Here is a 25,820-nt window from a genome sequence, read left to right on the forward strand (position 1 = left end):
CCTTCGCCATCTTCTGTTGGCCACCACAACAGGAGAGACCAACATGTCCCAGAAGCTCAGCGGAAAAATCGCCGTCGTCACCGGCGGAACCAGCGGCATTGGCCTCGCCACTGCCAAGCGCTTCGCCGCCGAAGGCGCCCAGGTCTATGTCACCGGCCGCCGCAAGCCGGAGCTGGACGCCGCCGTCACCGCGATCGGCCGGAGTGCCAGCGGCGTGCAGGCCGATGCTGCCAAGCTCGCCGACCTTGATGCTCTATTTCAGAAGGTGAAGCAGGATGTCGGCCGCATCGACGTGCTGTTCGTCAATGCCGGCGGCGGATCGATGCTGCCGCTCGGCCAGATCACCGAGCAGCAATATGACGACACCTTCGACCGCAACGTGAAGGGCGTCCTGTTCACCGTGCAGAAGGCGCTGCCGCTGCTGCGTGACGGCGCCTCGGTGATCCTGACCGGCTCCACGGCGGGCACCGAGGGCACGCCGGCGTTCAGCGTCTACGGCGCCTCGAAGGCAGCGGTGCGCGCCTTCGCGCGCAACTGGATCCTCGATCTCAAGGACCGCCACATCCGCGTCAACACGCTGAGCCCCGGCGCCACCAAGACGCCCGGCCTCGTCGAGCTCGCAGGTCCCGACGCCGCGCAACAGCAGGGACTGCTCGACTACCTCGCCTCGCGCATTCCGCTCGGCCGCGTCGGCGATCCCGACGAGATCGCCAAGGCGGCCGTGTTCCTCGCCTCGGACGATTCCAGCTTCGTCAACGGCGCCGAACTGTTCGTCGATGGCGGACAGGCGCAGGTGTGAAGCACGCCGTCATCGAGACGACCTTGTTACAACGCTTGACGCCGCATGCCGCACGCAAGCCCGTCCGCACGCGGCGCTCTCGCCATCACAGGAGTAAGTCATGTCGCATCCATCAGACAACTACGACCATCTTCTCCGGTCGAACCTCAATCGCGTCTTCAACGAGCGTGATCCCGCAAAGCGCGCGGACGCGATCGCCGAGCTGTTCGTCGAAGCGCCGGTCATGTTCGAGCCGACCAACGTCGTCAACGGCCGCGCCGAGATTTCACGCGTGGCGGGCGACCTGCTTCAACAGTTCGGGCCTGATTTCGTCTTCGCCCCCGTCGGCAGCGCGGTGGGTCACCATGGCCTGGCCCACCTGCCTTGGCAGGCAGGGCCGAAAGGTGGACCTGTCGCGGTGACCGGCGCCGACGTTGCCGAGATCGTCGACGGCCGGATCGCGCGGCTTTGGGTGTTGCTGAATGGCCCGGCTTGAGACGAAGTGGGCCTATGCTCATCTACCATGCACGTGGAAAGGTGCGGGGCGCTAGGGCAGCAAAGGCAGCAGGGTAGCGCGTCCCGAGATGCGACCGTCGAGCCGACTGCCTCGCCTTCAAACGCGGGAGCCGCTCGCGGTGCCGGCGAGTGTGCCCTCTCCCCTTGCGGGAGAGGGCATGTAGGAACGTGCAGCAAGCTTGGTCGGGTGAGGGGTCTCTCTCAACGAGCGTCGCTCGCGGAGAGATACCCCTCACCCAACCGCGTTCGCGGACGGGCCGCACATGCCCTCTCCCGCAAGGGGAGAGGGCACATTCATGGACACCGCACTCGCATTGGCAAATTCAAGTCTCGCGGCAGAGCGACCACTCTGTCGAGTAGCCAAAAGGCAAGTGCAGTGAGGTGAGATCGAAGCGGCGCCGTGCCCACCCCGCGGACCGCCTCGCCTTCAAACGCGTCCGCCGAACGCGGTGCCGGTGAGTGTGCCCTCTCCCCTTGCGGGAGAGGGCATGTAGGAAAGTGCAGCAAGCTCGGTTGGGTGAGGGGTCTCTCTCAACAAGCGTCGCTCGCGGAGAGAGACCCCTCACCCAACCGCGTTCGCGGACGGGCCATACATGCCCTCTCCCGCAAGGGGAGAGGGCACAGTCATGGGCACCGCACTCGCATTGGCAAATTCAAGTCTCGCGGCAGAGCGACCACTCTGTCGAGTAGGCAAAGGCGAGCTCAGTGCATCCCGAGTCGAGATCGCGGCGGCGCTTTGCCAACTAACTGCCGTGCCTTCAAACGCGTCCGCCGAACGCGGCGCCGGTGAGTGTGCCCTCTCCCCTTGCGGGAGAGGGCATGTAGGAACGTGCAGCAAGCTTGGTTGGGTGAGGGGTCTCTCTCAACAAGCGTCGCTCGCGGAGAGATACCCCTCACCCAACCGCGGTCGCGGACGGGCCGCACTTGCCCTCTCCCGCAAGGGGAGAGGGCACATTCATGGACACCGCATTCGCTTTGGCAAGTTCAAGTCGCAGCAGAGAGGTAAGCGCTGCCTTGTACGCCCACGCTTCCCGGACCTGAGCTACTCCTCGAATCCCACGAACACCGTCGCGTCCTTCACCGACTTGCGCTCTGACACCACGGCATTCGCCGGGAAATCATGATCCGGCCAGCCGAGCGCGATGCTCTTCATGATGACCTGGTCGGCGGCGATGCCGGCGTGTTCGCGCACGACGGGCGACTGCATGATGCCCTGGCTGTTGATGACGGCGCCGAGGCCGCGCGACCAGGCGGCGTTGACGAGTGCGTTGGTGACCGCGCCGCAATCGAATGGCGTATCGTCGCTGCCGGCGAGGACGCGGTCATAGGTGACGATGATGCAGACCGGTGCGTCGAACTGGCGGAAGCCGCGCAGCACCCAGTCCTGGCGCTTGTCCTTGTCGTCGCGCGCGATGCCCATCGCGGAGAACAATTGCTTGGCGACCTGCACCTGGCGCTCGCGATGATGGCCTGCGAACGGCTCACCGATGCGAAATTCACGCGACTGCGGCACGCCGGCGACCATGCGCTCGGTGTTGCCGGCGCGGATGCGGTCGAGCGGCTCGCCGGTGATGACGTAGAAATTCCACGGCTGGCTGTTCATCGACGACGGCGCGCGCATCGCAAGCTGGATGATCTCCTCGATCAGCGCGCGCGGCACCGGATCAGGCTTGTAGCCGCGAATGCTGCGGCGTCCGAGGATGACGTCGTCGAATTCCATGTGCGTGGACTTCCTGCCCTGAGATTGTTTGGTCGCGATCTTCGCGGCTTTTGAGTTCCGGCGCAAGATTGGCACCCGCCACCAGCGTCCGGCCGCGAGCTATCGGGTCAGCATCGACGCAACCGTGCGCGCAAGATCAAAGGGACTTTCCACCACGCGGTCTGCGCCGGCCGTCTCCAGCTCATCGCGACCACCATAGCCCCAGAGCACGCCGAGGCTGCGCATGCCGACCGCTCGCGCGCCGGCAATGTCGTGACGGCGATCACCGACCATCAGACCGTCGCGCGCGGCGATATTCCGCTCCGTGAGAATATGCGCGAGCAGCTCGGGCTTGTGGTCCAACGCCCCTGACGGCACCGAGCCATGAATCGCCGTGAACAACGATGCCAGGTCGAAATGCTCCAGGATGCGGCGCGCGAACAGCTCGCGTTTGGATGTCGCCAGATAGAGCCGTCGTCCGGCGCCGTGCATCTCCTGCAGTGCCTCGCGGATGCCGGGATAGAGCGTGCTGGCGAACAGACCTTCGGCGCCATAGTGCTTGCGATAGGCGATCACGGCTTCATCGACCCGATCATCGCCGAAGCGCTGCAGGATGATACGCAGCATGTCCTGTAGCGGCGGTCCGATGACGCTGGCAATGTCGAGCGTGTCGTCCGGCGTGTGCCCGAGGGCCCGCAGCGCTGCCGCCGTGCTCGCGGCGATACCGGGCTGCGAATCGATCACGGTGCCGTCGAGGTCGAGCAGGACCGAATGGGACATGCCTGACCATAGTGGCGGGCTGATCCGTCGTAAACGCCAGCGCAGGACACACAGGCCCGACGCACCAGCTCAAAGGTCGATTTCGCGTCCATTGGTTAGCTGGATGACCGACGGCAGGCCGTCTGCGCTGATACACCGACGAGATGACACCCCTTGTGCGCTGGCTCGACGACCTCGCGCGGCTGTTTCGACCGGTCGAGCCCGCGCGCAACGCGGAAGACGAGCGCATAGCGCGACGGGCGAACGCATGGGCCAATTCGCCAGGGCTTCAACCACCGAGGGACGATGACACATCTTCGACACCGCAAGGCCGAGCTTGACTGCCTCGCTGCGGCGGAGCGCGTCAGCGACGCCATGCTGCGTTCGTTCTGGCTGGCGGCGGCGGACTGCTATGCGGTGCTGCAGCATTCGATGGAGCAGGTCAGTCCTGCTCCAGCAGCCGCCGATACTGGTCATCAATCAGGCGGTAGCAGGGACATGCCGCGGCTTGCAGACCATCCCGGTCGAGCACCTCGACTTGGCCGCGATGGTAGCGGATGAGGCCGGCCTGCTGCAGCATGCGCGCGGCGATCGTCACGGTCGGACGGTGCACGCCGAGCATCTGGCTGAGGAACTCCTGCGTCAGCATGAAGCTCTCGCCTTCGACGCGATCGTGGGTTTGAAGCAGCCAGCGCGCACAGCGCTCCTGCACGGGATGCAGCCGATTGCACGACGCGGACTGCGCCACCTGGTTCAAGAGCGCCATCACGTAGCGCATCAGCCGCACGTGAAACACCGGCATGCGCTTCAGCTCGGTCAGCAGCTCGGCAGCGCCCATGCGCAGGCCCGACCCCGGCACCTGCACCAGCACGCGGCTCGGCATCGTCGGACTGCCGAGCAGGATCGGCACCCCGGCCATGCCTTCATTGCCGACGGTGGCGAACTCGACGATGTCGCCGTCGTCAGGCTCGTTGACCATCGACAGGACGCCGTTGATCGGGAAGTAGATCTGCGTGATCGGCTCGTCCGGCTCCGACAAGACCTGCATGTAGTTCAAATGCGTCTTCTGCAGATGCGGCCGCAGAAACGCGAACTCCTCGGCGGGAACACGGGCGAGCAGGCGGTTCTCCATGAGGATCTCCGGTGAACTGTTCCCCCAAACGTCATCTGGATGACAGATGTCCGGGGCCAAGCCGGGCCACACGCGAACGTTCCTGTCGTACGTTGGCGTAGGAAGCTGGCGTGGCAGCGCGCGACCTGGCGTAGCTGCGCCGCAGCAGACAGCCCGTTCGATCATCGCCCTCAGGCAACGATCACATGCCCTTTGCGGAGAAGCTGCGAACTAACATGCTTTATTGCGGCAACCCCCGCGCGCGCCGCCGGCCGATGCCATGTCGCGGCTTAGGAACGTTGCTGCCGAGGCGTCATTAGGGTCGCGGTAACCCATTGAAGGAGTGTGCCGAAGTGAACACAAGCGGGGTGCTCGGAACGCTGACCAATCGCCATGCCAAGCACACCGTGCTGGTCGTCGACGACGAGGTCATCATCCGCATGATGATCTCGGATGAACTGCGAGAGCTCGGCCTCAACGTGATCGAATGCGGCGATGCGGACGAGGCCTTGCAGGTGCTCGCCTGCGGCGCGCAGGTCTCGCTGCTGTTCACCGACGTCCGGATGCCCGGGACGATGGACGGAGTAGCGCTGGCGAGCACCGTGAAGCAGGATTATCCAGAGCTCACGGTTGTGCTGACATCAGCGCAGCGCATGCCGCCCGGCGCATTGTGTGATCAATTCTTCAGCAAGCCATGGGACCTGGCGCTCGTGATGAGCTACATCCGCTCTGTGATCGGCGCTTAGGAACGAAGCCTGCGCCGCTTCGGTTGTCCCGCATGCAGATGCGACAGAGCCAGACACCGGCACTTACGATCCTGCTTGCGGAAGACGACGTGCTCGTCCGCATGTCGCTGGCGGAATTTCTCCGCGGCTGCGGTCACAAGGTCCTCGAAGCGAGGTCCGCCGATGAAGCGATCGAGCTGCTCGAAGGCGGCTTTTCCGTCGACGTGGTCGTGAGCAATGTGGCGCTGGCGGGCGACGGATTCGGTCTCGCCAAGTGGATCAGAGACCATGGCCAGCAGCTCGATTTTCGGCTCATGGGAACGACCAAACGGGCGGTCGAGATCGCGGCCTCGCTATGCGCCAGCGGACCGCTGCCGGCGCCGTTCGATCCGCAGATTCTCGAGCGCCGCATTCTGCGACTGCTCGCCGGCCGCAGGCAGCGTCCGCAGGAAGGCAAGCGGATCGCGGTGAGCGGGACATCGTGGCGCGGATAGCAACCCGCGTCGTTCGCCGTGGCCGGCATCGTGAGGCGCGATATCCCTGATCTGGATGCGACGAGCCGGCTCAGGCGCCCTCGAACACCCATTCGAGCGCGGCATTCTGCGCGTGCAGCAGAAATGCCTTGGCCTGCGCCGCGCGACAGGCGGGATGCCGCATCGCATCCTCGGAGACCTCGTGTCCCCGGGTCACGGGCGGGCAGGGCAGGAACTCCAGATCCGGCCGGAGACCGTCCAGGAGCGGGGCCGTGATCTGATAGTCCTGCAGGACGCTGGGTTCCTCATCTCTCGGCCAGCAGTCCGTGACGATCACGTCGGCGTCCTGCAAGGCGGCGAGATCGGTCGTGACGTGAAAGCGCGGTGACTCGCCCGGCGCGTGCCATCGTGCCGGATAGACCTGCACGACGTCGATCGGAAGCACCTGCGCGGCCTCGATCCACGAGCCCAGGATGTTCGCGGCCGGCGCCACCACGGCGATCTTCAATCCCTCGATCGTCCCGCGGCGATGCCACAGGAAGGCGAGGTCGCCGAGAATCTCGCACGGGTGATTCTGCCGCGTGCGCGCGTTGACCACCGGCGCCTGCGCCCAGTGCGACAAGGCATAGAGCATCTCGAGCTCGGGCGTCCGGCAGACCACCGCATCGAACCAGTTGTCGAGATAGGCGGCGAGATCCTCGACCGCCTCGGTGGCGTTGAGGCGGATCGGCGCGCGCACGCAGACGCCGCCCATCGCCTGCACGCCGAGATCGAAGGCGGTGGTGTTGCGCCAGCCGCCATCATCGACCACCAGCGCGATGCGCCGACCTGCAAGCGCTTGCGGCATCGCGCGCGCCTGCCAGCAGGCGCCGAGCTCCTGCGCGCGCACCAGCATGCCCAGGATATTCGAGCCATCGAGGTCGCTGAGGGCCAGGATGTCACGATCTCCCGTCATGCACTCTCACCACATCCGGGGGGCGCCGATCGCATCGAAGCCCCGCTCGCATCCGCCATGCGCCGTTCGCAATTGCCGTCGTCCCAGCACGAGCATAACCTTCGGCAAAAATCCAGGGAAGGAACCGCGCGATGGCAGAGATCAACACGATCGACACCGGCCTGTATCGCATTCCACTCAGCGTGACGCTGACGGACAGCACCCATGGCGCGATGACGGCGTTCGAGCTGATCACTTGCCGCGTGCGCGACGCCGACGGCGCCGAAGGGGTCGGGTACACCTACACGGTCGGGCGCAACGGCACCGCCGTCGCCGACATCGTCAGGCGCGAGATCCCGGATCTCGTCGTAGGCCAGGAGGCGGACGGTACCGAGGCGATCTGGCATCGGGTGTGGTGGGGCCTGCATTATGGCGGGCGCGGCGGACCGGTCGTGCTGGCGCTGTCGGCGCTCGACATCGCGCTCTGGGACCTCAAGGCCCGCCGCGCGGGCTTGCCGCTGTTCCGCCTGCTCGGCGGCTTCGATGCGCGCGTGCCGTGCTATGCCGGCGGCATCGACCTTGATCTCTCCATCGATGCCCTGTTGCAGCAGACCGACGACAATCTCGGCCGCGGCTTCCGCGCCATCAAGATGAAGGTCGGCCGGCCCGATCTCGCCGCCGACGTCGGGCGCGTCAAGGCGATGCGGCAGCATCTCGGCGACGGCTTTCCGCTGATGGCGGACGCCAACATGAAGTGGACGGTGGAGGAGGCGATCCGCGCCGCGCGGGCGTTGCAGCCGTTCGATCTGACCTGGCTGGAGGAGCCGACCATTCCGGACGACATCGCCGGTCATGCGCGCATTCTGGCCGCCGGCGGCGTGCCGATCGCGGCCGGCGAAAACCTGCGCTCGCTGTGGGACTTCAAGAACTACATCAGTGCCGGCGCGGTGTCCTATCCCGAGCCCGACGTCACCAATTGCGGCGGCGTCAGCGCCTTCATGAAGATCGCGCGGCTGGCGGAAGCGTTCAACCTGCCGGTCACCAGCCACGGCGCGCATGACATCACCGTGCACCTGCTCGCGGCCTGCCCGAACCGCTCCTTCCTCGAAGCCCACGGCTTCGGCCTCGACCGCTATATCGAGCATCCGCTGGTGCTGGAGAACGGCATGGCGCTGGCACCGGCACGGCCGGGGCACGGCATCACATTCGATTGGGAGAGGTTGGCGAAGCTCGCGGGCTAAGGGCGGACAGTCATCACTGCTGACACAAGCTGAGATCGATCTCGGTCGCTCTGGCCGGCCTAGGCTCTTGCACTCGGGCGGCTCGACACGTCGCCGTACCATCGCTTGATATGACGGAGATGATCCGGGGGATCGAGCTTGGCACGAACGGCGAAGTCGACCGTCACCATGGCGCTGATGTCGGCGATCGTGAAGGCGTTGCCGCAGACGAAGGCGTGGTCGGCGAGCCGCGAATCGAGCCACGCGAAGTAGTGCGCGGTGCGCAGGCGGCCACGCTCGGCGAGCGCCGGGATCTGGTCGAGCGGCAGCGGGCCCGGCAGCGCGCGGTGCTCGAGCCCCGGCATGCTGTTGCGGAACGCTTCCTGAATGGCATAAATGCCGTCCCATTCGATCCTCCGCACCCAGCATTCGATCACGGCGCGCTCTTCCGCGTCGCGTCCCATCAGCACAGGATCGGGATGCAGCTCCTCGATGTAGCGACAGATCGCGATGATGTCGGTGATGGCGGCGCCGCTGTCGAGCTGCAGGACCGGAACGGTGCATTGCGGATTGAGCGCCCGAAACTCCGGCTGAAACTGCTCGCCGGCGCGCAGGTCGAGCTGGACGGTGGGAATCGTGACGCCCTTCTCGGCGAGGAAGATGCGCACGCGGCGCGGGCTTGGCGCGGTCGGCGAATCGTACAGCTTCATGGGCGTTCTCTCTGGGTGAAAACTGCGCACGGACGGGCGCGATGGCGCGGCTACGCCACGTCGAAGATCTCGTCCTGGTCCATCCGCACCGCGCGCAAGGCGCGGGTCCGGCGCCATTCCTCCTGCTGGGTGGAAACGGCGTAGGTGATCAGTAGCGAGCGGCGGCGGGCGCCGCTGCGGTTGCGGGTCGCGCCGTGCAGCAGGTTGACGTCGAACAGCAGGATGTCGCCGGCCTCGCCCGTGGTGACGAAGGGCACGGCCTGCACATCATCCGTCTCCAAGCGATGCGTTCCCGGCGCGACCTGCGTGGCGCCGTTGTCGGGGCCGAAGCCATCGAGAAAGGCCAGCGCCGAGACCGCGTCGGTGCGGAGCCGATCGACGCCGTCGCGATGCAGCGGCTGCTGACCGCCACCGGCGAGCGGCTCACGGCCCTCGACCTGGCCGAGAAAGAACGGCGCCTTCAGGATGTGAGACACCGCTGATAGCATCGGAGGCAGCCGGCAGACGCGCTGCACGGTCGGGTCGAGATCGACCATCGCGTGGCGCCAGTCCCGGCCGCGCGGCACCGGCCATTGCTCCGAGGGCACCGTCCCCGCCTCGAACGCGTCGCGCAGCGGCGGAAGCCAGTCCGCCGGGATCACGCCGCGCAGCAGCAGATAGCCGTCGACATCGAGCCGCCGCGCCTCGGCCTCGGCGAGGGAGCCGACGCGTGTGATCGCCGCTGCCGAAACCTGCATCCACACTCCAAGGTGTCGTCGTGAGATCGATGCATCTTCGACGAAGGATCGCCTGGCTGCAAGCGGCATCGCGCACGATCGAAAAGGACGTGCATGTCACAAAATTCCGCTTGCGCGACGCGCAGGCCGGCCTACGAGTGAGCCATTGATTAGAGGCATATTGACGTGAGTAGAACCCTGACTGCCGGCCGCGCCGATCCCTTCATGCGACGCGGCCTCGATGACATTTTCGGCGGCGCCGCCGCCAGCGTGCTGACCATCACCTACGGCCTGTCCTATTCGCTGCTGATCTTCGCCGGGCCACTCGCGGCCTATCTCGGGCAGGGCATCGGCATCACCTTCATGGTGTCGGCCGTGATGGCGCTGGTGCTCGGGCTCGGCAGCTCGCTGCCTTTCGCGATCGGCGCGCCTGACAGCTCGACCGCCGCCGTCACGGCGATCCTGGCGGCGTCGCTGGCCGAGCGCGTCATCGCCACTGACCCCGCCGCGTCGCCGTTCATGCCGGTCGTCATCACCCTCGGACTGACCAGTCTCGTCACCGGACTCGTGCTGTGGGCGTGCGGCATCAGCCGGGTCGGGCGGATGATCCGCTACGTGCCTTATCCCGTGGTCGGCGGCTTCCTCGGCGCCACCGGCGCGCTGATCGTGATCGGCGCGATCGGGGTGATCACCGGGCATCGGCTGCAGCTCTCGACCTTGCTCGCCTTCGCCAACGCGCAGACCGGCTATGAGCTCGCGGCCGCCGCGGCGATGGCGATGCTCCTGTATCTGACCTGGCACCGGTCACGGAATCCGTTCGGCCTGCCGGTGATCCTGGTGAGCGGCACGATCGCGGCGCATCTCGGCTTCTGGCTATGCGGCATCACGCCGGTCGCGGCGCAGGCGATGGGCTGGACGTTCCAGTCGCCGCCGCAGGTCGCGCTGGTGTGGCCCTGGACGGCCGATGCGCTCGGCAACTATCCGTGGGCGGCGCTGTCCGATTTGTCCGGCAACATCGTCGCCGTGATCTTCGTCACCGCCGCCAGCACCTTGTTCAACACGGCCGGGATCGAGGTCGCCACCCATCACGAGGCCGATGTGGAGCGCGAGCTCGCGGTCACCGGCGTCGCCAATGCGCTCGCCGGCGTGCTCGGCGGCTACACCGGCTGCATCTCCATCAGCCGCACGGCGCTGAACGTCAAGGCCGGCGGCACCGGGCGACTTTCGGGCCTCACCGTCGCCGCCGTCTCCGTCCTGATGCTGGCGTTGTCGCAGCCGCTGCTCGGCTACATGCCGAAATTCGTGCTGGGCGGTCTGTTGCTCTATCTCGGCGCCGACACGCTGCACAAATGGACCGTGCAGTCGCGACGGCGCCTGTCGAAGACCGACTACGCCTCGCTGCTGCTGATCATCGCCATCATCCTGCAATGGGGCTTCATCGCGGGGATCCTGATCGGCGTCGTGATCGGCTGCGCCGCCTTCGCGCTGAGCGCCTCGCGCGTCAGCGCCGTCAAATACGCTTTCGACGGCAGCGAATATCGCTCCTCGCTCGATCGCTCGCGCGATCATCAGGCGCTGCTGACGGCGCAGGGCAGGGAGATCCAGGGGCTCTGCCTGCAGAGCTATCTGTTCTTCGGCTCGGCGAACCGGCTCTATCAGCAGGTCAAGCTGCTGCTGGCGCGGCGGATGGAATGCCGCTTCCTGATCTTCGACTTCAAGCTCGTGACCGGGATCGATTCCTCGGCCGCCTACAGCTTCGCGCAGATCAAGCGGCTCGCGGTGGAGCGCGACGTCAAGCTGGTGCTGGTCCACGTGCCGCGCTCCGTCGAGCGCACCTTGCGCGCCAGCGAGTTCATCAGCAAGGACGTCCTGATCGCGCCCGAGCTCGATCATGCCTTGGAATGGTGCGAGAACGCGATCATCGCGCGCCACCGCGAGCATGCGGAGGACGAGGCGTCGTTGCGCGACTGGCTCACGCGCATTCTCGGCAGCGAGGCCGAGGCCGGCGAACTGATGGCGCGCTGCATCAGGCTCGACGTCGGTGCCGGCACCACGGTCGTCCGCGCCGGCGAGCCGGCCGCCTCGATGCATTTCATCCTCGACGGCCGCCTCGGGATCATGGTGCCGGCTGAGCATGGCGGCACCACGCGGGTGCGCAGCCTCGGCCGCTACACCACGATCGGCGAGATGGGCCTGGTCGCACAGACCCCGCGCAGCGCCACCATCCAGGCCGAGACCGACAGCGTGCTCTACGAGCTCACCGTCCCGCAATTCCAGGCGATCTCGCGCGAGCATCCGGCGCTGGCGCAGAAGCTGTTGACCTATTTCGTGACGATCATGGCGGAGCGGCTGAGCTTCGCCAACCGCACCATCGCCGTGCTGCGCCGGTAGCCGGGTTGAGCGCGCAAGGACCGCCCGCCGGGACGATCGGTCGCGGCGCGCAAGGGCGCGGCGGTCGCGGAGATTTACCGATCGTTAACGCCGACGGCCTACCTGCAGAGAGTGGTCATGATCAGACACAGATTGAAATGATCTGACCAGCCGCTTGCAGGTGCACATGGTCGCCGTCAGTAGCATGAACCAGATCTCGCCCGCGAATGAGCGGGTCTACCGCCAGAGCAACCTGCTCGGCGAGTGGAAAGGCAGCTGGACCGCCAGCGGCCAGGCCGTGAGCTTCAAGGTCGTCAACATCCGAGGCGCGGCGGCCACGGTGGAATACACCCATAACGGCCGCACCGAGCGCGGCATCGGCCAGGTCAACGGCTCGACCATCGATTTCGGCCCCGTCACGCTCGGCACCAAGAATGGCAAGAACGCGGTGCTGCTGTTCTCGGCCGGCGGCGGCAAGGCCACCGCGATGCTGGAGAAGCAGGCGCCCCCCGCCAGCGAGAGCAATCTCCTCGGCAGCTGGGCCGGCTATTCCGGCGAGAACGGCATGAGCGCGAACTATCGGGTGTTGGCGGTCAACGGCAAGGAGGCCCAGGTCAGCGTCACCGCGAACGGCATCACCCGCCAGGGCACCGGGATCGTCTACAAGAACACCATCATGTTCGAGCAGACGCAAATCTCGACCGACGACGGCAAGAGCGGGAAGGTCATCTATCAATACGGCAACAAGTCCTACATGGTGCCGGTCGACAAGCTTCCCAAGATCGCCTGAGCCGGCGCGCTCGAAGCTACGACGCGCTAGCTCAGGGTCTTCGAGCTCAGACGCCCGCCATCATCACGTATTTGATCTCGAGATATTCCTCGATGCCGTGATGCGAGCCCTCGCGCCCGAGGCCGCTCTCCTTGACACCGCCGAACGGCGCCACCTCGGTGGTGATCAGGCCGGTGTTGACGCCGACCATGCCGGATTCCAGCGCTTCCGCCACGCGCCAGACGCGGCCGAGATCGCGGGCATAGAAGTAGGACGCGAGACCGAACGGCGAGGCGTTGCACATCGCGATGACGTCAGCCTCGTCCTTGAAGCGAATCACGGGCGCGAGCGGACCGAACGTCTCCTCGTGGGCGACCAGCGCATCGGCCCTCACGTCCGACAGCACGGTCGGCTCGAAGAAGGTGCGGCCGAGCGCATGGCGCTTGCCGCCGGTGACGACCTTGGCGCCGCCCTTGACCGCATCGGCGATATGGCGCTCGACCTTCTCGACCGCCTCCTCGTTGATCAGCGGGCCCTGGGTCACGCCCGCCTCGGTGCCGTCGCCGATCTTCATCGCCGCGACCTTGGCGGCGAGCTTCTGCACGAAGGCGTCGTAGATGCCCTCCTGCGCGTAGAGGCGGTTGGCGCAGACGCAGGTCTGGCCCATGTTGCGGTACTTCGACACGATGGCGCCTTCGACCGCGGCGTCGACATCGGCGTCGTCGAACACCACGAACGGCGCATTGCCGCCGAGCTCGAGGCCGAGCTTCTTCACCGTGCCGGCGGACTGCCGGTACAGGATCTTGCCGACCTCGGTCGAGCCGGTGAAGCCGACGAAGCGCACCGCCGGATGCTCGCACAGCACCTTGCCGATCGGCGGGGCGTCGCCGGTGACGATGTTGAGCGCGCCTTTCGGAATGCCGGCGCGCTCGGCCAGCACGGCCAAGGCTAGCGCCGACAGCGGCGTCTCGTTGGCCGGCTTCAGCACCACGCTGCAGCCGGCGGCGAGCGCCGGCGACACCTTGCGGGTGATCATCGAGTTCGGAAAATTCCACGGTGTGATCGCGCCACAGACGCCGATCGGCTGCTTCAGCGCCAGAAGGCGCGCATCCGGCTTCTGTGTCGGGATGGTCTCGCCATAGACGCGGCGGGCCTCCTCGGCGAAGAACTCGATATAGGCGGCGCCGATATCGACCTCGCCGAGCGCCTCCGTCAGCGGCTTGCCCTGCTCGGAGGTGAGGATCAGCGCGAGATCCTCACGGTTCGCCATGATCAGCTCGAACCATTTGCGAAGGATGTTGGAGCGCTGCTTGGCGGTCTGCTTGGCCCATAGCGGAAAGGCGCGCGCGGCGGCCTCGACGGCCTGCGTCGTCTCGGCGGCGCCGAGCTGCGCGACCTTGGCGATCTCGACGCCGGTGGCGGGATTGTTGACCGGAAGCTCCGGCGTGCCGACCCAGGCGCCGTCGATGTAGCACTGCTCACGCAGCAGCGAGGCGTCCTTCAGGCGCTCGCGCAAGCTGGCGGTGGCAGGCGCAGTGGAGCGGGCAGCGGCGGTCGGTGTCATCGGGCGTCTCCCTCGAAGCGGTCGATCTGTCGCGCGCGACTATAGCCACGGCCCGTCACAGGCGCACCGCGCGTGCGCCTTCCGACCGGTACATTCGACCGGGCCAAGCGTGCCTTGACGGCACCAAATGCGACGTGCGCAGGTCCCGCCGGTCGGAGCGGCCGTTAGGCCGCGCCGCTCATATAGGTCTCGCGACGGCCGATCATGCGCTCCGCGGCGGCCTTGGCGTCAGCCTTGGTCGAGGTCGCGCAGGTGCGGTATTCCAGGTCGGGCAGCGCGGCGGGATCGCGGCGGCCGAACCAGGACTTCTGCCCGACCGGCAGCATTGCAAGCGCCTGGGCCACATTGTCGACCGCGCCGAACGAATACAGCGCGCCGGTCGCGGCGACGCGCACCTCATAGATCCCTGGGGTGATCGGTGCCTCGATATTGTCACCGCGCCCCGGCCGGGGATACCGCTTCCACTCGCTCCACTTCGAAATCATATCGCCCCCAACGGCGGACGTTGCCGCCATAGTCATACCTTCGGCCCGAAAAAGCCGGTTCTTGAACCCTTTAATGCAAAAATGGTTGCAACTCACAACAGTCCGAGGCCCGTGGTGGGAACATGGCGCCCATGTGACGGACTCGCGGCTCGATGGAACTAATCATGATTCTCTGAGGAATTTGAAGGGATGTGGCGTCCCCGTCCCGGTTCTCCCGCCTCTTCTGCGTTCGCGCCGCATCATCACGAGATCGCGACCTGCTGCGTCTCCAGCGCTTCTTGCCGCCCCGATCAGGGCGGGGAACAATCCTGGACCGCCGAGCAAGAGCGGGACGGAGGAGACCATGCAGAACAAGACCGACATCGATGGCGTGCTGCGGCAGAAGGCGGAGGCGCGCGAGATCCCCGGCGTCGTCGCGATCGCGGCTGACAGCAACGGGGTCATCTATGAGGGCGCCTTCGGCAAGCGCGACCTCGGCCGCGACGATCCGATGACCGCCGACAGCGTGTTCTGGATTGCCTCGATGACCAAGGCGATCACCTGCGCGGCCGGCATGCAGCTGGTCGAGCAGGGCAAGCTGTCACTGGATGCGTCGATCGGCGCGGTGCTGCCCGATCTCGCCGCACCCCAGGTGCTCGACGGCTTCGATGCGAAGGGCGAGCCGATCCTGCGGCCGGCCAAGACCGCGATCACCTTGCGCCATCTCATGACCCACACCGCCGGCTTCTGCTACGACATGTGGAACGGCGACATGGCCACTTACGTGCAGAAGGCCGGTACGCCCGGGATCATCACCTGCAAGAACGAGGCGCTGAAGCTGCCGCTGGCGTCCGATCCCGGCACGCGCTGGGAGTACGGCATCAACATCGACTTCGTCGGCAAGGCGGTGGAGGCTGCGAGTGGGCAGACGCTCGACGCTTACTTGCGCGACAATCTGTTCGCGCCGCTCGGCATGGACGATACCGGCTTCAAGCTCGGCGCCGCGCAGCGCGCCCGCCTGGTCGGCATGCACGCGCGCGGCGAGGACGGCAGCCTTGCGCCGATCCCGTTCGAGATCGAGCAGGAGCCGGAATTCCACATGGGCGGCGGCGGCCTCTACGGCACGGCCGGCGACTACATCCGCTTCACCCGAATGATCCTCAATGGCGCGCCGCGGCAACGGCAACCAGGTGCTGAAGCCCGAGACGGTCGCGGCGATGCGCGACAACCACATCGGCGAGCTGGAGATGACGAAGATGGCCGCGGCGGTGCCGGGCGTGACCAACGACGTCGACCTCTATCCGGACATCGTCAAGAAGTGGGGCCTCAGCTTCATGATCACGACGGCGCAGACGGCAGAAGGCCGCAGCGCCGGCAGCCTCGCCTGGGCGGGGCTCGCCAACACCTACTACTGGATCGATCCGGCCCGTGACGTCACCGGCGTGATCCTGATGCAGCTCTTGCCGTTCGCCGACCGGCTGTGCCTGGAGACTTTTGCGGGCTTCGAGCGCGGCGTGTATGCCGGGCTGGATGCCGCGGGCGGACAAAAGGCGGCGTGATGAGGTGAGGACGTGCGGGGGCGGCGAGCGTGATCATCAGCCCGACGCGCTCGATACATCAACTAATGAGTTGATCACCCTTCCTGCTGTACGACCGGTGCGCCCCCTCTCCCCCGTTCTTCACGGGGAGAGGGTCGGGGTGAGGGGTAGCCACACGGGAATTGCAGCTATCTGTGACGACTTCTCCGGGGCTCGGCTCGGGCGTAGTTATCCGGCGCCGTTATCTCACAGTGCGTCGCATCTGAGCGGTGCCGTCATGCCCGTCCGATGGACCAAGATCTGAGCTGCCTATGTGCCATGCCCCTCACCCGGATTGCTACGCAATCCGACCTCTCCCCGCGAAGGGCGGGGAGAGGTTGAGCCTCTGCCGCGGTCGTGGTGCGCTCCCTCTCCCCGTTCTTCACGGGGAGAGGGTTGGGGTGAGGGGCAGCCACACGGGAAGTACATCCATGTGCTGCGACGTCCACGGGCCGTGCTAAGGCGTAGTTGTCTAACAGGTGCGCCTGATCTGAGCGGCGCCGTCGTGCCCGTCCGCTGGACCATGATCTGGGCCGCTGATGTGCCATGCCCCTCACCCGGATTGCTGCGCAATCCAACCTCTCCCCGCGAAGGGCGCGGGGAGAGGTTGAGCCTCTGCCGCGGTCGTGGTGCGCTCCCTCTCCCCGTTCTTCACGGGGAGAGGGCTGGGGTGAGGGGCAGCCACACGGGAAGTGCATCTATCTGCGACGACTTCCCCGGGGCTCGGCTCGGGCGTAGTTATCTGGCGCCGTTATCTCAACAGTGCGTCGCATCTGAGCGGCGTCGTCGTGCCCGTCCGATGGACCAAGATCTGAGCCGCTGATGTGCCATGCCCCTCACCCGGATTGCTACGCAATCCGACCTCTCCCCGCGAAGGGCGGGGAGAGGTTGAGCCGCTGCCGCGGTCGTGGTGCGCTCCCTCTCCGCGGTCTTGATGAGCCGCGTCGGAGCGTCCGATGCAGACGTGAACTACACCTTCAGCCCGTTCTGCGCCGCCAGCTCCTTCAGCGAGACCTGCGGGCGGGCGCCGATGTGCTGGATCACTTCGGCCGCAGCCAGGCCGCCGAGCTTGCCGGCGATCTCGTAGCCGGTCTTGCGGACGAGGCCGAACAGGAAGCCCGCGGCGAACAGGTCGCCGGCGCCGGTCGTGTCCACCAGCGTCTCGATCGGATGCGCCGGCACCGCGATGACGCCGTCGTTCGACACCACGACGCAGCCCTTGTCGCTGCGGGTGACGATGCCGAGCGTGGCGTCCTCGCGGAGCTGCTTCAGTGCGCCGTCGAAATCTGAGGTCTGGTACAATGAATGCAGCTCAGCCTCATTTGCGAAGACGAGATCGACGGTGCCGCCGCGCATGAGGTCGAGGAACTCCTCGCGATAGCGATCGACGCAGAACGCATCCGACAAAGTGAGCGCGACCTCGCGTCCCGCATCATGGGCGATCGTCGCGGCCTTGACGAACGCGTCTTTGGCGTCCTTGGGATCCCACAAATATCCCTCAAGATAGACGATGCGCGCAGCCGCAATCTGGGCGGGATCGATGTCGGCCGTGGTCAGGTTCTGCGCGGCACCGAGATAGGTATTCATGGTGCGCTCGCCGTCCGGCGTGACGATGATGTAGGAGCAGCCGGTGGCCGGGCCGTCGGCCGCGGGCGCCGTGTCGAATGCGACACCGGCGGCGCGGATGTCGTGCGTGTACATCTTTCCAATCTGGTCGCCCTTGACCTTGCCCACATAAGCAGCACGCGCGCCGAGGCTGGCGAGGCCGACGATGGTATTGGCGCCCGAGCCGCCCGACATTTCGGTCGCCGGGCCCATATCCGCATAGATGGCTGCCGCGCGCGCCTCGTCGATCAGCGCCATGCCGCCCTTGGTCATGCCGTGCCTGGTGAGGAAAGCCTCATCGGCCTGCACCAGCACGTCGAAAATCGCGTTGCCGATCCCGAGAACATCGTATTTCGCGTCAGTCATCCACTGGCCCCGTTTACGGCGTTTGCAAACGCTGCGGCCTATCACAAGCGGCGCTGCTATAGAAGCCTCATGATCCGATCATTCGTGACCGTGTTGTCAGGAACACTCAGCTCGCGCCTGCTCGGCTTCGGCAGGGACGCGCTGATCGCCGCGCTGCTCGGCGCGGGGCCGGTCGCGGATGCATTCCTCGCGGCATTTCAGCTCGTCAACGTCATCAGACGGCTGCTGACGGAAGGCGCGCTCAATGCGGCGCTGGTGCCGGCCTGGCTGCGGATATCCCGGCAGGCGGGCAGCACGCGTGCGGCAGCTTTTGCCGGCCGCGTGCTCGGCACCGTCAGCGCCGGGCTGCTCGTGGCCACGATCGCGCTGGCGCTGCTGATGCCGTGGATCATCACCGTGCTGGCGCCCGGCTTCGCCGGTGAAGAGACGCTCACCCTCGCCGTCAACGATGCCCGGCTGATGCTGCCTTATCTCGCCTTCGCTGGGCCTTCGACCGTGCTGCTCGCGCTGTCGACGGCGCAGGGACGCTTCGCGCTCGCGGCGTTCGCACCATTGCTGTTCAACGCCGCGCTGATCGCAGCCACGATCGTGCTGCTGATGCAACATCCGGATCCGTCATCCGCTGCCCTGCTGCTTGCCGCCACGATCGGCATCGCCGGACTGCTGCAGCTCGCGATGCTGGCGCAAGGTGGAAAGCACCTTCGCATTGCCTGGCCGATCCGTGTCGCGATTGATCCAGAGATGCGCGGCTTCTTCACCAAGGCGCTGCCCGGCATGGTCGCCAGCGCCGGCCCGCAATTGATCGCGGTGGGCGGAGCGATCGTCGCGTCCACCACGCCGTCGGCGGTGTCATGGCTGTATTTCGCCAACCGCCTGATCGAGCTGCCGCTCGGCCTCGTCGGCGTCGCGATGGGCACCGTGCTGGTGCCGGAGCTGACCCGCGCCTTGCAGTCGGGTGATCAGCAGGCGCTGTCCGAGGTGCAGTCACGCGGTCTCGAGCTGACGATCGGGCTGGCGCTGCCCGCGACGCTCGGACTGATCATCCTGAACGAGCCGGTCGTTCGTTTGCTGTTCGAACATGGCGCGTTCACGCCAAGCGATGCAGCGGCGACGGCGCGGGTCTTGACCTGGCTCGCGGCGGCGCTGCCGGCGCAGGTGTTGACGAAGGCGCTGCAGCCCGCCTTCTTCGCCCGCGAGGACACGCAGACGCCGCTCCGCGCCACACTCATCGGATGCGGCGTGGCGATCGCGCTGGCGTTCCTGCTCGCGCAGCCGTTCGGCGCCAGCGGCATCGCGGCGGGCTTGGCGCTCGGCGCCTGGGCCAATGCGGCGGTGCTGATCCGGCGCGGCACCGCGAGTTTCGGCTTTGCCATCTCGCATGATGCGCGGCGCCGGCTGCCGCGCATCGCGCTGGCAGCGGCAGCGATGGGCGGGTGTCTCTGGATGGTCGCGGCGCGCACGGGAGCGCCATCGGGTGGCCATCTCGGCGCCGCCCTCGTTCTCGCGGCCCTGATCGGCGGTGCGATCGTCCTTTATGCCGCGCTTCTGCTGGCGCTCGGCGTCGTCGATTGGAAGCAGGCCGCCCGGGTCATCCGGCAAAAGCCCGCACGCGACTTGCACCTTTAGGGCGCTCGTGCCAAACGACGCCCAAATCCATCGGGAACAGTGATCATGGCCTTCGTGGAACGGGTTTTCTCGGGCGTCCAGCCGACCGGCAACCTGCATCTCGGCAATTATCTCGGCGCGATCGTCAACTTCGTGAAGATGCAGGAGACGCACAACTGCATCTATTGCGTCGTCGACATGCACGCGATCACGATGCCCGTGGACGTCTGGGGCGGCCCGGCAGAGCTCGCGCGCAACACGCGCGAGGTGACGGCTGCCTTCATCGCCGCCGGCATCGATCCGAAGAAGCACATCGTCTTCAACCAGAGTCAGGTCTCCGGCCATGCCGAGCTGGCCTGGATCTTCAACTGCGTCGCGCGCATCGGCTGGTTGAACCGCATGACGCAGTTCAAGGAGAAGGCCGGCAAGGACCGGGAGAACGCCTCGGTCGGTCTCTACGACTATCCGGTGCTGATGGCGGCCGACATCCTGCTGTACCGCGCCACCCATGTTCCGGTCGGCGAGGACCAGAAGCAGCATCTCGAGCTGTCGCGCGACATCGCGCAGAAGTTCAACAATGATTTCGGCGACTCGATCCGGGCGCAGGGTTTTGGCGACGGCTTGTTCTTCCCGCTGCCGGAACCGTTCATCACCGGTCCCGCGACGCGCGTGATGTCGCTGCGCGACGGCACCAAGAAGATGTCGAAGTCGGATGCGTCGGACTATTCGCGCATCAACCTGACCGACGATGCCGACACCATCGCGCAGAAGGTGCGCAAGGCGAAGACCGATCCGGAGCCGCTGCCGAGCGAGGAGAAGGGGCTGGATACACGTCCCGAGGCCGACAACCTCGTCGGCATCTATGCGGCGCTGTCGGAGCGCAGCAAGGCGGACGTGCTACGGGAGTTCGGCGGTGGCCAGTTCTCCAGCTTCAAGAACGCGCTGGTCGAGCTGTGCGTCACCAAGCTCGGCCCGATCGCCGGCGAGATGAAGCGCCTGACGGCCGATCCGGGCTATGTGGACTCGGTGCTGGTCGACGGTGGCGAGCGGGCCCAGGCCATCGCGGCGGAGACGATGAAGGCCGCCAAGGATATCGTCGGATTCATCCGCAAGGCGTGATGCATCGCGCCTGGCCGCGGCCGCGCAGCGATCTGCGCTGCCGCCAATCGCAAGTGGAACCCGCCGCCCCTCTCCCCAACGGAGATGGGCTGTGGCAGCATCTCGGCCGGATCGACTCGCAGCAGCAGGCGGGAACGAGGATGGCGGCGCAGCGGCAGAGCTACCAGACCGGCCATGCGCCGAAATGCCTGGTCGTGGTCGACGACAGCGAGGAATGGGACCGCGCGATCCGCTATGCCGGCCGCTGGGCCGTGCGGGCCGGCGGCCGCATCGTGATGCTGCACGTCATCGAGACCGAGGACCAGAACCAGCAATGGCTGGGGGTCGCCGACCTCATGCGCGCCGAGGCCCAGGACGAGGCTAATGCCGCGCTCGACCAAGCGTCCGAATTGCTGTCCGCGATCGGCGCGCCCGCGCCCGAGCGGCTGATCCGCGAGGGCGAGCCGACCGCGCAGATCCTGGCCAGCATCGAGCAGGACAGCGACATCGCGCTCTTGGTGCTCGCCGCCCATTCCGGCCCGGAAGGCCCGGGGCCGCTGGTGACCCATGTCACCAAGACGATCGGGGCCTTCCCGATCCCGCTGGTGATCGTCCCCGGCGACCTTGATGACGCCGATATTGACGCACTTTCATAGGCTTATTCATAGACTTGGCGAGCGCGTGCAGGTGTCGGCCTCTTGATCGTGCGCGGCCGCGCGCCATCTGCTATGAGGAACACCACAGGCCGGCCTTGAACCGGCGCTGCCGGAGAAAACCATGTTCATCCAGACCGAAGCCACCCCCAATCCCGCCACCTTGAAGTTCATCCCGGGCCGTGTCGTGCTGTCGACCGGAACGATGGAGTTTTCGAGCCGCGACGCCGCGGCGCGCTCGCCGCTGGCCGAGCGGCTGTTCGCCGTCAACGGCGTCACCGGAGTGTTCTACGGCGCTGACTTCATCACCGTGACCAAGAGCGATGGCGAGTGGCAGCACCTCAAGCCGGCCATCCTCGGCGCGATCATGGAGCACTATATGTCCGGCGCGCCGCTGCTCGCCGACGGCAGCGCGGCCAACGACGAATCCGCCGACGAGGACGATGAGTTCTACGACGAGGCGGATACCGAGACGGTCGGCATGATCAAGGACCTGATCGAGAGCCGCGTCCGCCCCGCGGTCGCCAATGACGGCGGCGACATCACCTTCCGCGGCTTCAAGGACGGCATCGTCTATCTCAACATGAAGGGCGCCTGCTCCGGCTGCCCGTCATCCACGGCCACCCTGCAGCACGGCATCCAGAACCTGCTGAAGCATTTCGTGCCGGAAGTGGTCGAAGTCCGGCCGATGTGAATAGGGCGATTGGCGAGTAGGGAGTAGCGAATAGGAGACGTCCCTTCGCTGCTCGGCGCTCGCTATCGCTCTCTCGCCACCAGGCTCTGGCAAATCGAGATCCGCGGCTGTCGGTCCACGGAATCCTGACTGCTAGTTGACTCCGTCATGCCCGGGCTCCGTCCCGGGCATCCACGTCGTTCCCAGCATGCCGGACGACGTGGATGGCCGGGACAAGCCCGGCCATGACGACGCTGTGAGAGATCAGTGCAACTGCGATCGTCAGATGTGAGGGCCCTGCTCTCCTCACGCCACCTTGCCGATGCTGGCGGCCTCGGCCGCCGCCTGGCGCATGTTCGACGACATCTCGCTGGTGACAGTGCTCTGCTCGCCGACCGCCTGCGCCGTCGACGACACGTATTCGTTGACGCTCTGGATCGCAGCCTTGATGGCGTCGAGCGCGCCGACGACATCGGATGAGATGCCGTTGAGGTTGCCGATCTCGCTGCCGATCCGATCGGTGGCCTGCTTGGCCTGATTGGCGAGGTTCTTCACCTCGCCGGCGACGACGGCGAAGCCGCGCCCGGCCTCACCGGCGCGCGCGGATTCGATCGTCGCGTTGAGCGCGAGCAGGTTGATCTGGCCGGTGATGCTGCCGATCAGCTCGACGATGCTGCTCATCGCGCCGGCGGCCGACGACAGCCGCTTCGCCTGCTGGTCCGCATCCTCGACCCGCGTCACCGCCGCGGTGGCGGTGTCCTTCGACTTGGCCATGGCGTCGGCAATCTGCTGCACCGAGGAATTGAGCTGCTCAGCGCCCGCCGCGACATGCTCCATCATGCCGCGGACCTTGTCGCCCTTCATGCGGGTGATCACCTGCGAGGTGACGTCGGTCGCGAACTTCACGATCTTGAACGGCTTGCCGTTGAGGTCCTTGATCGGATTGTACGTCGCCTGGATCCAGACCTGGCGGCCGCCTTTGCCGGCCCGCTCGTACTCGCCGCTCTGGAACTCGCCGCGCGCCAGCGCTGCCCAGAACTCCCGATAGCCGGCGCTCTCGCCCGTGCCTGGCGGCATGAACATCCGGTGGTGCTTGCCCTTGATCTCGGCGAGCGTGTAGCCGAGCGTCTTGAGGAAATTGTCGTTGGCGTCCAGCACATGGCCGCTCAGATCGAACTCGATCACCGCCTGCGATTTGCGGATCGCCGCGATCTGCCCGGCGAAATCGGCGGCATTGAGCTTCTGCTGCGTAACGTCGGAGGCGTATTTCACCACCTTGAACGGACGTCCGGTGTCGTCGAGGATCGGATTGTAGGAGGCGAGGATCCAGACCTCCTTGTTGTCCTTGCCGCAGCGCTTGAACTCGCCGGAGCGGAACTCACCGCGATTGAGGCTCGCCCAGAACTCCTTGTAGGCGGCGCTGTCACGCTCGCCCGGCAGCACGAACAGGCTGTGGTGCCGTCCCTTGATCTCGGCGAGCGAGTAGCCCATCGCGTCGAGGAACTGGTTGTTCGCATCGATGATGGTGCCGTCGAGATTGAACTCGATCACCGCCTGCACCCGTCCGATGGCGGCGATCTTGCCGGCATCCTCGATGCTGCGCATCTTCTGCGCCGTAATGTCGGAGGCGAATTTGATGATCTTCACCGGCCTGCCGCCATCGAGCACCGGATTGTAGCTCGCCTGGATCCAGATCGGACGGTTGCCCTTGCCGAAGCGCTTGTACTCGCCGGAGCGGAACTTGCCGGCTCTGAGATCGCTCCAGAACGCGCGATAGTCGGCGCTGTCGCGCATCTCGGGCGACACGAACATGCTGTGGTGCCGCCCCTTGATCTCGGCCAGGGAATAGCCCATCGCATCGAGAAAATTCTTGTTGGCGGTGATGATCGTGCCGTCGGTGGCGAATTCGATCACGGCCTGCGAGCGATTGATCGCCTCGACCTGAGCCATCGCATCGCGCGATGCCGAGCTGCCTGACCACAACGACATGAAGGATCCTCTTTTCGGGATGTGGGGCGGCGCCTTGCTCGGAGGAGGGGCGCCAGCCGGAACGATGTTTGCGGGGGACAACTCCCACGGGCCAGGAAAGATTTGGTTAAATAATCGGAAATTCAGTAGTTTACCTGCCCGGTGATTGTCGCTTGATGCGTTTTTCCTGATCAGGATGTAAGAAGACGGCAACTGACTTCATCAAAATACCCAAAAGGTATTCGGCGCTCCCTCACTGCGAACCTAACGGATGTTGATCCTCGCCATCGATACTGCCCTCGACCATTGCGCCGCCGGCGTTCTCAATACTGATTCGGCCGAGATGATCGCCCACGAAACCTTGCTCATGAAGCGCGGTCACGCCGAGGCGTTGATGCCGCTGCTTGCGCGCGTGATGCAGCAATCCGGCATCGGCTTCGCCGATCTCGACCGCGTCGCGGTCACGACCGGTCCCGGTAGTTTCACGGGACTTCGCGTCGGGCTCTCCGCAGCGCGCGGCATTGCTCTCGCCGCACACAAGCCGGTGGTCGGCGTCACCACGCTTTCCGCCTATGCGGCGCCGGTCGTCAGCGAGGATCGCGACAGCCCCGTCATTTCGGCGATCGATGCGCGGCACGATCATCTCTACTACCAAGTGGTGAGCGGCAGCGGCGAGGAGCTGATTCCGCCGCAGGTCGCGGCCATCGGCGACGTGCTCGCGGCCGCGCGGTTCGGCGCGCCGCATCTCGTCGGCAATGCCGCGGCGATCCTGGCTGAGCGCTGGCCTCCCGAGGACGCCGCACCCGTTGCGGTCGAGGCCCTGGCCGGGCCCGATATCGCGTGGGTTGCCTGGCTCGGAGCGGCGGCGGATCCTGATCACGCTCCGGCGCGGCCGTTCTATCTGCGCGCGCCCGACGTCAAGCCGCCCGCCGGCGCAATGCCCAGTCCGGTGCAGACGGCCGTTTGACGATGAACATGCTCTTCCGCTGGCTCGGGCGCTCCAAGCCTTCCATCCAGGCCGCCACGCCGCGCGACGCGGCGCGGCTCGCTCAGATCCATGCCGCATCGTTTCATCGCGGCTGGGGCGAGGGCGAGTTCGAGACGATGCTGACCGAGCGCAATACGCTGATCCATCGCCTGCAACTCGGTCGCAAACTCATTGGCTTCATCGTCTCGCGCATCGGCGCCGACGAAGCGGAGATTTTGTCGGTCGCACTTGACCCAAATCAGCGCGGCCGCGGCCTCTCTCGTGATTTGTTGCTGACGCATCTCGGACATCTTGCAGGTCGCGGCGTTCGCACGGTTTTTCTCGAGGTCGAGGAAAACAACCAGCCGGCCCGGCGACTCTATGAACGCGCCGGATTTGCGACCGTCGGTCGGCGGGAGCGCTATTACCTCCAGCCCGGCGGGGAACAGTTGAATGCGCTTCTGATGCGCCGGGACTTGTCGTAACCTGCGCTTGGTGGC

The 25,820-nt window shown here is 66.2% G+C and carries 24 protein-coding genes; 14 read left to right on the forward strand and 10 right to left on the reverse strand.

The window, feature by feature from the left end; genetic code table 11:
- Window positions 1-43 precede the first annotated feature (43 nt).
- Both ACVILH_RS08025 and ACVILH_RS08030 read left to right on the forward strand, forming a co-directional pair.
- Entirely contained in the window at window positions 44-799 is a 756-nt protein-coding gene (locus ACVILH_RS08025; protein ID WP_456712405.1) for an SDR family NAD(P)-dependent oxidoreductase, read from the forward strand.
- 100 nt (window positions 800-899) lie between these two features.
- On the forward strand, window positions 900-1,274 hold the full coding sequence (locus ACVILH_RS08030; protein ID WP_456712406.1) for a nuclear transport factor 2 family protein: 375 nt from the start codon (window positions 900-902) through the stop codon (window positions 1,272-1,274).
- A gap of 1,062 nt (window positions 1,275-2,336) precedes the next feature.
- Here the strand turns inward: ACVILH_RS08030 and ACVILH_RS08035 are convergent.
- From ACVILH_RS08035 to ACVILH_RS08045, 3 genes are all read right to left on the reverse strand, one after another.
- Entirely contained in the window at window positions 2,337-3,014 is a 678-nt protein-coding gene (locus ACVILH_RS08035) for a nitroreductase (RefSeq protein WP_456712407.1), read from the reverse strand.
- Between the two features lie 99 nt (window positions 3,015-3,113).
- The gene (locus ACVILH_RS08040; protein ID WP_456712408.1) at window positions 3,114-3,773 is read right to left on the reverse strand and encodes an HAD hydrolase-like protein; all 660 of its coding nucleotides are present in this window, start codon (window positions 3,771-3,773) and stop codon (window positions 3,114-3,116) included.
- A 421-nt stretch (window positions 3,774-4,194) separates the two neighbouring features.
- Complete coding sequence (locus ACVILH_RS08045) at window positions 4,195-4,884, reverse strand: Crp/Fnr family transcriptional regulator (RefSeq protein ID WP_456712409.1); 690 nt, start codon at window positions 4,882-4,884, stop codon at window positions 4,195-4,197.
- Window positions 4,885-5,216: 332 nt separating this feature from the next.
- Between ACVILH_RS08045 and ACVILH_RS08050 the strand changes: the two genes are divergently transcribed.
- Both ACVILH_RS08050 and ACVILH_RS08055 read left to right on the forward strand, forming a co-directional pair.
- The gene (locus tag ACVILH_RS08050; protein WP_456712410.1) at window positions 5,217-5,609 is read left to right on the forward strand and encodes a response regulator; all 393 of its coding nucleotides are present in this window, start codon (window positions 5,217-5,219) and stop codon (window positions 5,607-5,609) included.
- A 32-nt stretch (window positions 5,610-5,641) separates the two neighbouring features.
- Window positions 5,642-6,082 carry a response regulator gene (locus tag ACVILH_RS08055; protein ID WP_456712411.1) on the forward strand — a complete coding sequence of 147 codons (441 nt, stop codon included), beginning with the start codon at window positions 5,642-5,644 and terminating at the stop codon, window positions 6,080-6,082.
- A 70-nt stretch (window positions 6,083-6,152) separates the two neighbouring features.
- Here ACVILH_RS08055 and ACVILH_RS08060 read toward each other — a convergent pair whose 3' ends face one another.
- Window positions 6,153-7,016 carry an ornithine carbamoyltransferase gene (locus ACVILH_RS08060; protein WP_456712412.1) on the reverse strand — a complete coding sequence of 288 codons (864 nt, stop codon included), beginning with the start codon at window positions 7,014-7,016 and terminating at the stop codon, window positions 6,153-6,155.
- Between the two features lie 131 nt (window positions 7,017-7,147).
- Between ACVILH_RS08060 and ACVILH_RS08065 the strand changes: the two genes are divergently transcribed.
- On the forward strand, window positions 7,148-8,236 hold the full coding sequence (locus ACVILH_RS08065; protein ID WP_456712413.1) for a mandelate racemase/muconate lactonizing enzyme family protein: 1,089 nt from the start codon (window positions 7,148-7,150) through the stop codon (window positions 8,234-8,236).
- A gap of 59 nt (window positions 8,237-8,295) precedes the next feature.
- Here the strand turns inward: ACVILH_RS08065 and ACVILH_RS08070 are convergent, their stop codons facing one another.
- Both ACVILH_RS08070 and ACVILH_RS08075 read right to left on the reverse strand, forming a co-directional pair.
- Entirely contained in the window at window positions 8,296-8,925 is a 630-nt protein-coding gene (locus ACVILH_RS08070; RefSeq protein ID WP_456712414.1) for a glutathione S-transferase family protein, read from the reverse strand.
- Between the two features lie 50 nt (window positions 8,926-8,975).
- On the reverse strand, window positions 8,976-9,662 hold the full coding sequence (locus ACVILH_RS08075; protein ID WP_456712415.1) for a phytanoyl-CoA dioxygenase family protein: 687 nt from the start codon (window positions 9,660-9,662) through the stop codon (window positions 8,976-8,978).
- Window positions 9,663-9,866: 204 nt separating this feature from the next.
- On the opposite strand from ACVILH_RS08075, the gene ACVILH_RS08080 reads away from it, so the two are divergent.
- Both ACVILH_RS08080 and ACVILH_RS08085 read left to right on the forward strand, forming a co-directional pair.
- A complete protein-coding gene (locus tag ACVILH_RS08080) occupies window positions 9,867-12,032 on the forward strand; it encodes an SLC26A/SulP transporter family protein (protein WP_456716903.1) in 2,166 nt (721 codons plus the stop codon).
- Window positions 12,033-12,198: 166 nt separating this feature from the next.
- Window positions 12,199-12,801, forward strand: a complete 603-nt coding sequence (locus tag ACVILH_RS08085) for a hypothetical protein (protein WP_456712416.1) — start codon at window positions 12,199-12,201, stop codon at window positions 12,799-12,801.
- A gap of 46 nt (window positions 12,802-12,847) precedes the next feature.
- Here ACVILH_RS08085 and ACVILH_RS08090 read toward each other — a convergent pair whose 3' ends face one another.
- Both ACVILH_RS08090 and ACVILH_RS08095 read right to left on the reverse strand, forming a co-directional pair.
- The gene (locus tag ACVILH_RS08090) at window positions 12,848-14,344 is read right to left on the reverse strand and encodes an NAD-dependent succinate-semialdehyde dehydrogenase (RefSeq protein ID WP_456712417.1); all 1,497 of its coding nucleotides are present in this window, start codon (window positions 14,342-14,344) and stop codon (window positions 12,848-12,850) included.
- A gap of 164 nt (window positions 14,345-14,508) precedes the next feature.
- Window positions 14,509-14,829 carry a hypothetical protein gene (locus tag ACVILH_RS08095; RefSeq protein ID WP_456712418.1) on the reverse strand — a complete coding sequence of 107 codons (321 nt, stop codon included), beginning with the start codon at window positions 14,827-14,829 and terminating at the stop codon, window positions 14,509-14,511.
- A gap of 343 nt (window positions 14,830-15,172) precedes the next feature.
- Between ACVILH_RS08095 and ACVILH_RS08100 the strand changes: the two genes are divergently transcribed.
- On the forward strand, window positions 15,173-16,240 hold the full coding sequence (locus tag ACVILH_RS08100) for a serine hydrolase domain-containing protein (RefSeq protein ID WP_456712419.1): 1,068 nt from the start codon (window positions 15,173-15,175) through the stop codon (window positions 16,238-16,240).
- A 1,114-nt stretch (window positions 16,241-17,354) separates the two neighbouring features.
- Here the strand turns inward: ACVILH_RS08100 and ACVILH_RS08105 are convergent.
- Entirely contained in the window at window positions 17,355-18,356 is a 1,002-nt protein-coding gene (locus ACVILH_RS08105) for an adenosine kinase (RefSeq protein ID WP_456712420.1), read from the reverse strand.
- A gap of 69 nt (window positions 18,357-18,425) precedes the next feature.
- On the opposite strand from ACVILH_RS08105, the gene murJ reads away from it, so the two are divergent.
- The 4 genes from murJ (at window position 18,426) to ACVILH_RS08125 (ending at window position 22,406) form a co-directional block, all read left to right on the forward strand.
- Complete coding sequence (gene murJ / locus ACVILH_RS08110) at window positions 18,426-19,982, forward strand: murein biosynthesis integral membrane protein MurJ (protein ID WP_456712421.1); 1,557 nt, start codon at window positions 18,426-18,428, stop codon at window positions 19,980-19,982.
- 45 nt (window positions 19,983-20,027) lie between these two features.
- Complete coding sequence (gene trpS / locus ACVILH_RS08115; RefSeq protein ID WP_456712422.1) at window positions 20,028-21,080, forward strand: tryptophan--tRNA ligase; 1,053 nt, start codon at window positions 20,028-20,030, stop codon at window positions 21,078-21,080.
- A 140-nt stretch (window positions 21,081-21,220) separates the two neighbouring features.
- Complete coding sequence (locus ACVILH_RS08120; protein ID WP_456712423.1) at window positions 21,221-21,715, forward strand: universal stress protein; 495 nt, start codon at window positions 21,221-21,223, stop codon at window positions 21,713-21,715.
- Between the two features lie 121 nt (window positions 21,716-21,836).
- Window positions 21,837-22,406 carry a NifU family protein gene (locus tag ACVILH_RS08125; RefSeq protein WP_456712424.1) on the forward strand — a complete coding sequence of 190 codons (570 nt, stop codon included), beginning with the start codon at window positions 21,837-21,839 and terminating at the stop codon, window positions 22,404-22,406.
- A gap of 285 nt (window positions 22,407-22,691) precedes the next feature.
- On the opposite strand, the gene ACVILH_RS08130 is transcribed toward ACVILH_RS08125, so the two are convergent.
- A complete protein-coding gene (locus ACVILH_RS08130) occupies window positions 22,692-24,374 on the reverse strand; it encodes a methyl-accepting chemotaxis protein (protein ID WP_456712425.1) in 1,683 nt (560 codons plus the stop codon).
- 250 nt (window positions 24,375-24,624) lie between these two features.
- Between ACVILH_RS08130 and tsaB the strand changes: the two genes are divergently transcribed.
- The gene (tsaB, locus tag ACVILH_RS08135) at window positions 24,625-25,320 is read left to right on the forward strand and encodes a tRNA (adenosine(37)-N6)-threonylcarbamoyltransferase complex dimerization subunit type 1 TsaB (RefSeq protein WP_456712426.1); all 696 of its coding nucleotides are present in this window, start codon (window positions 24,625-24,627) and stop codon (window positions 25,318-25,320) included.
- A gap of 2 nt (window positions 25,321-25,322) precedes the next feature.
- On the forward strand, window positions 25,323-25,805 hold the full coding sequence (gene rimI / locus ACVILH_RS08140; protein WP_456712427.1) for a ribosomal protein S18-alanine N-acetyltransferase: 483 nt from the start codon (window positions 25,323-25,325) through the stop codon (window positions 25,803-25,805).
- Window positions 25,806-25,820: the final 15 nt, after the last annotated feature.

The organism is Bradyrhizobium sp. USDA 4353 (assembly GCF_054063215.1).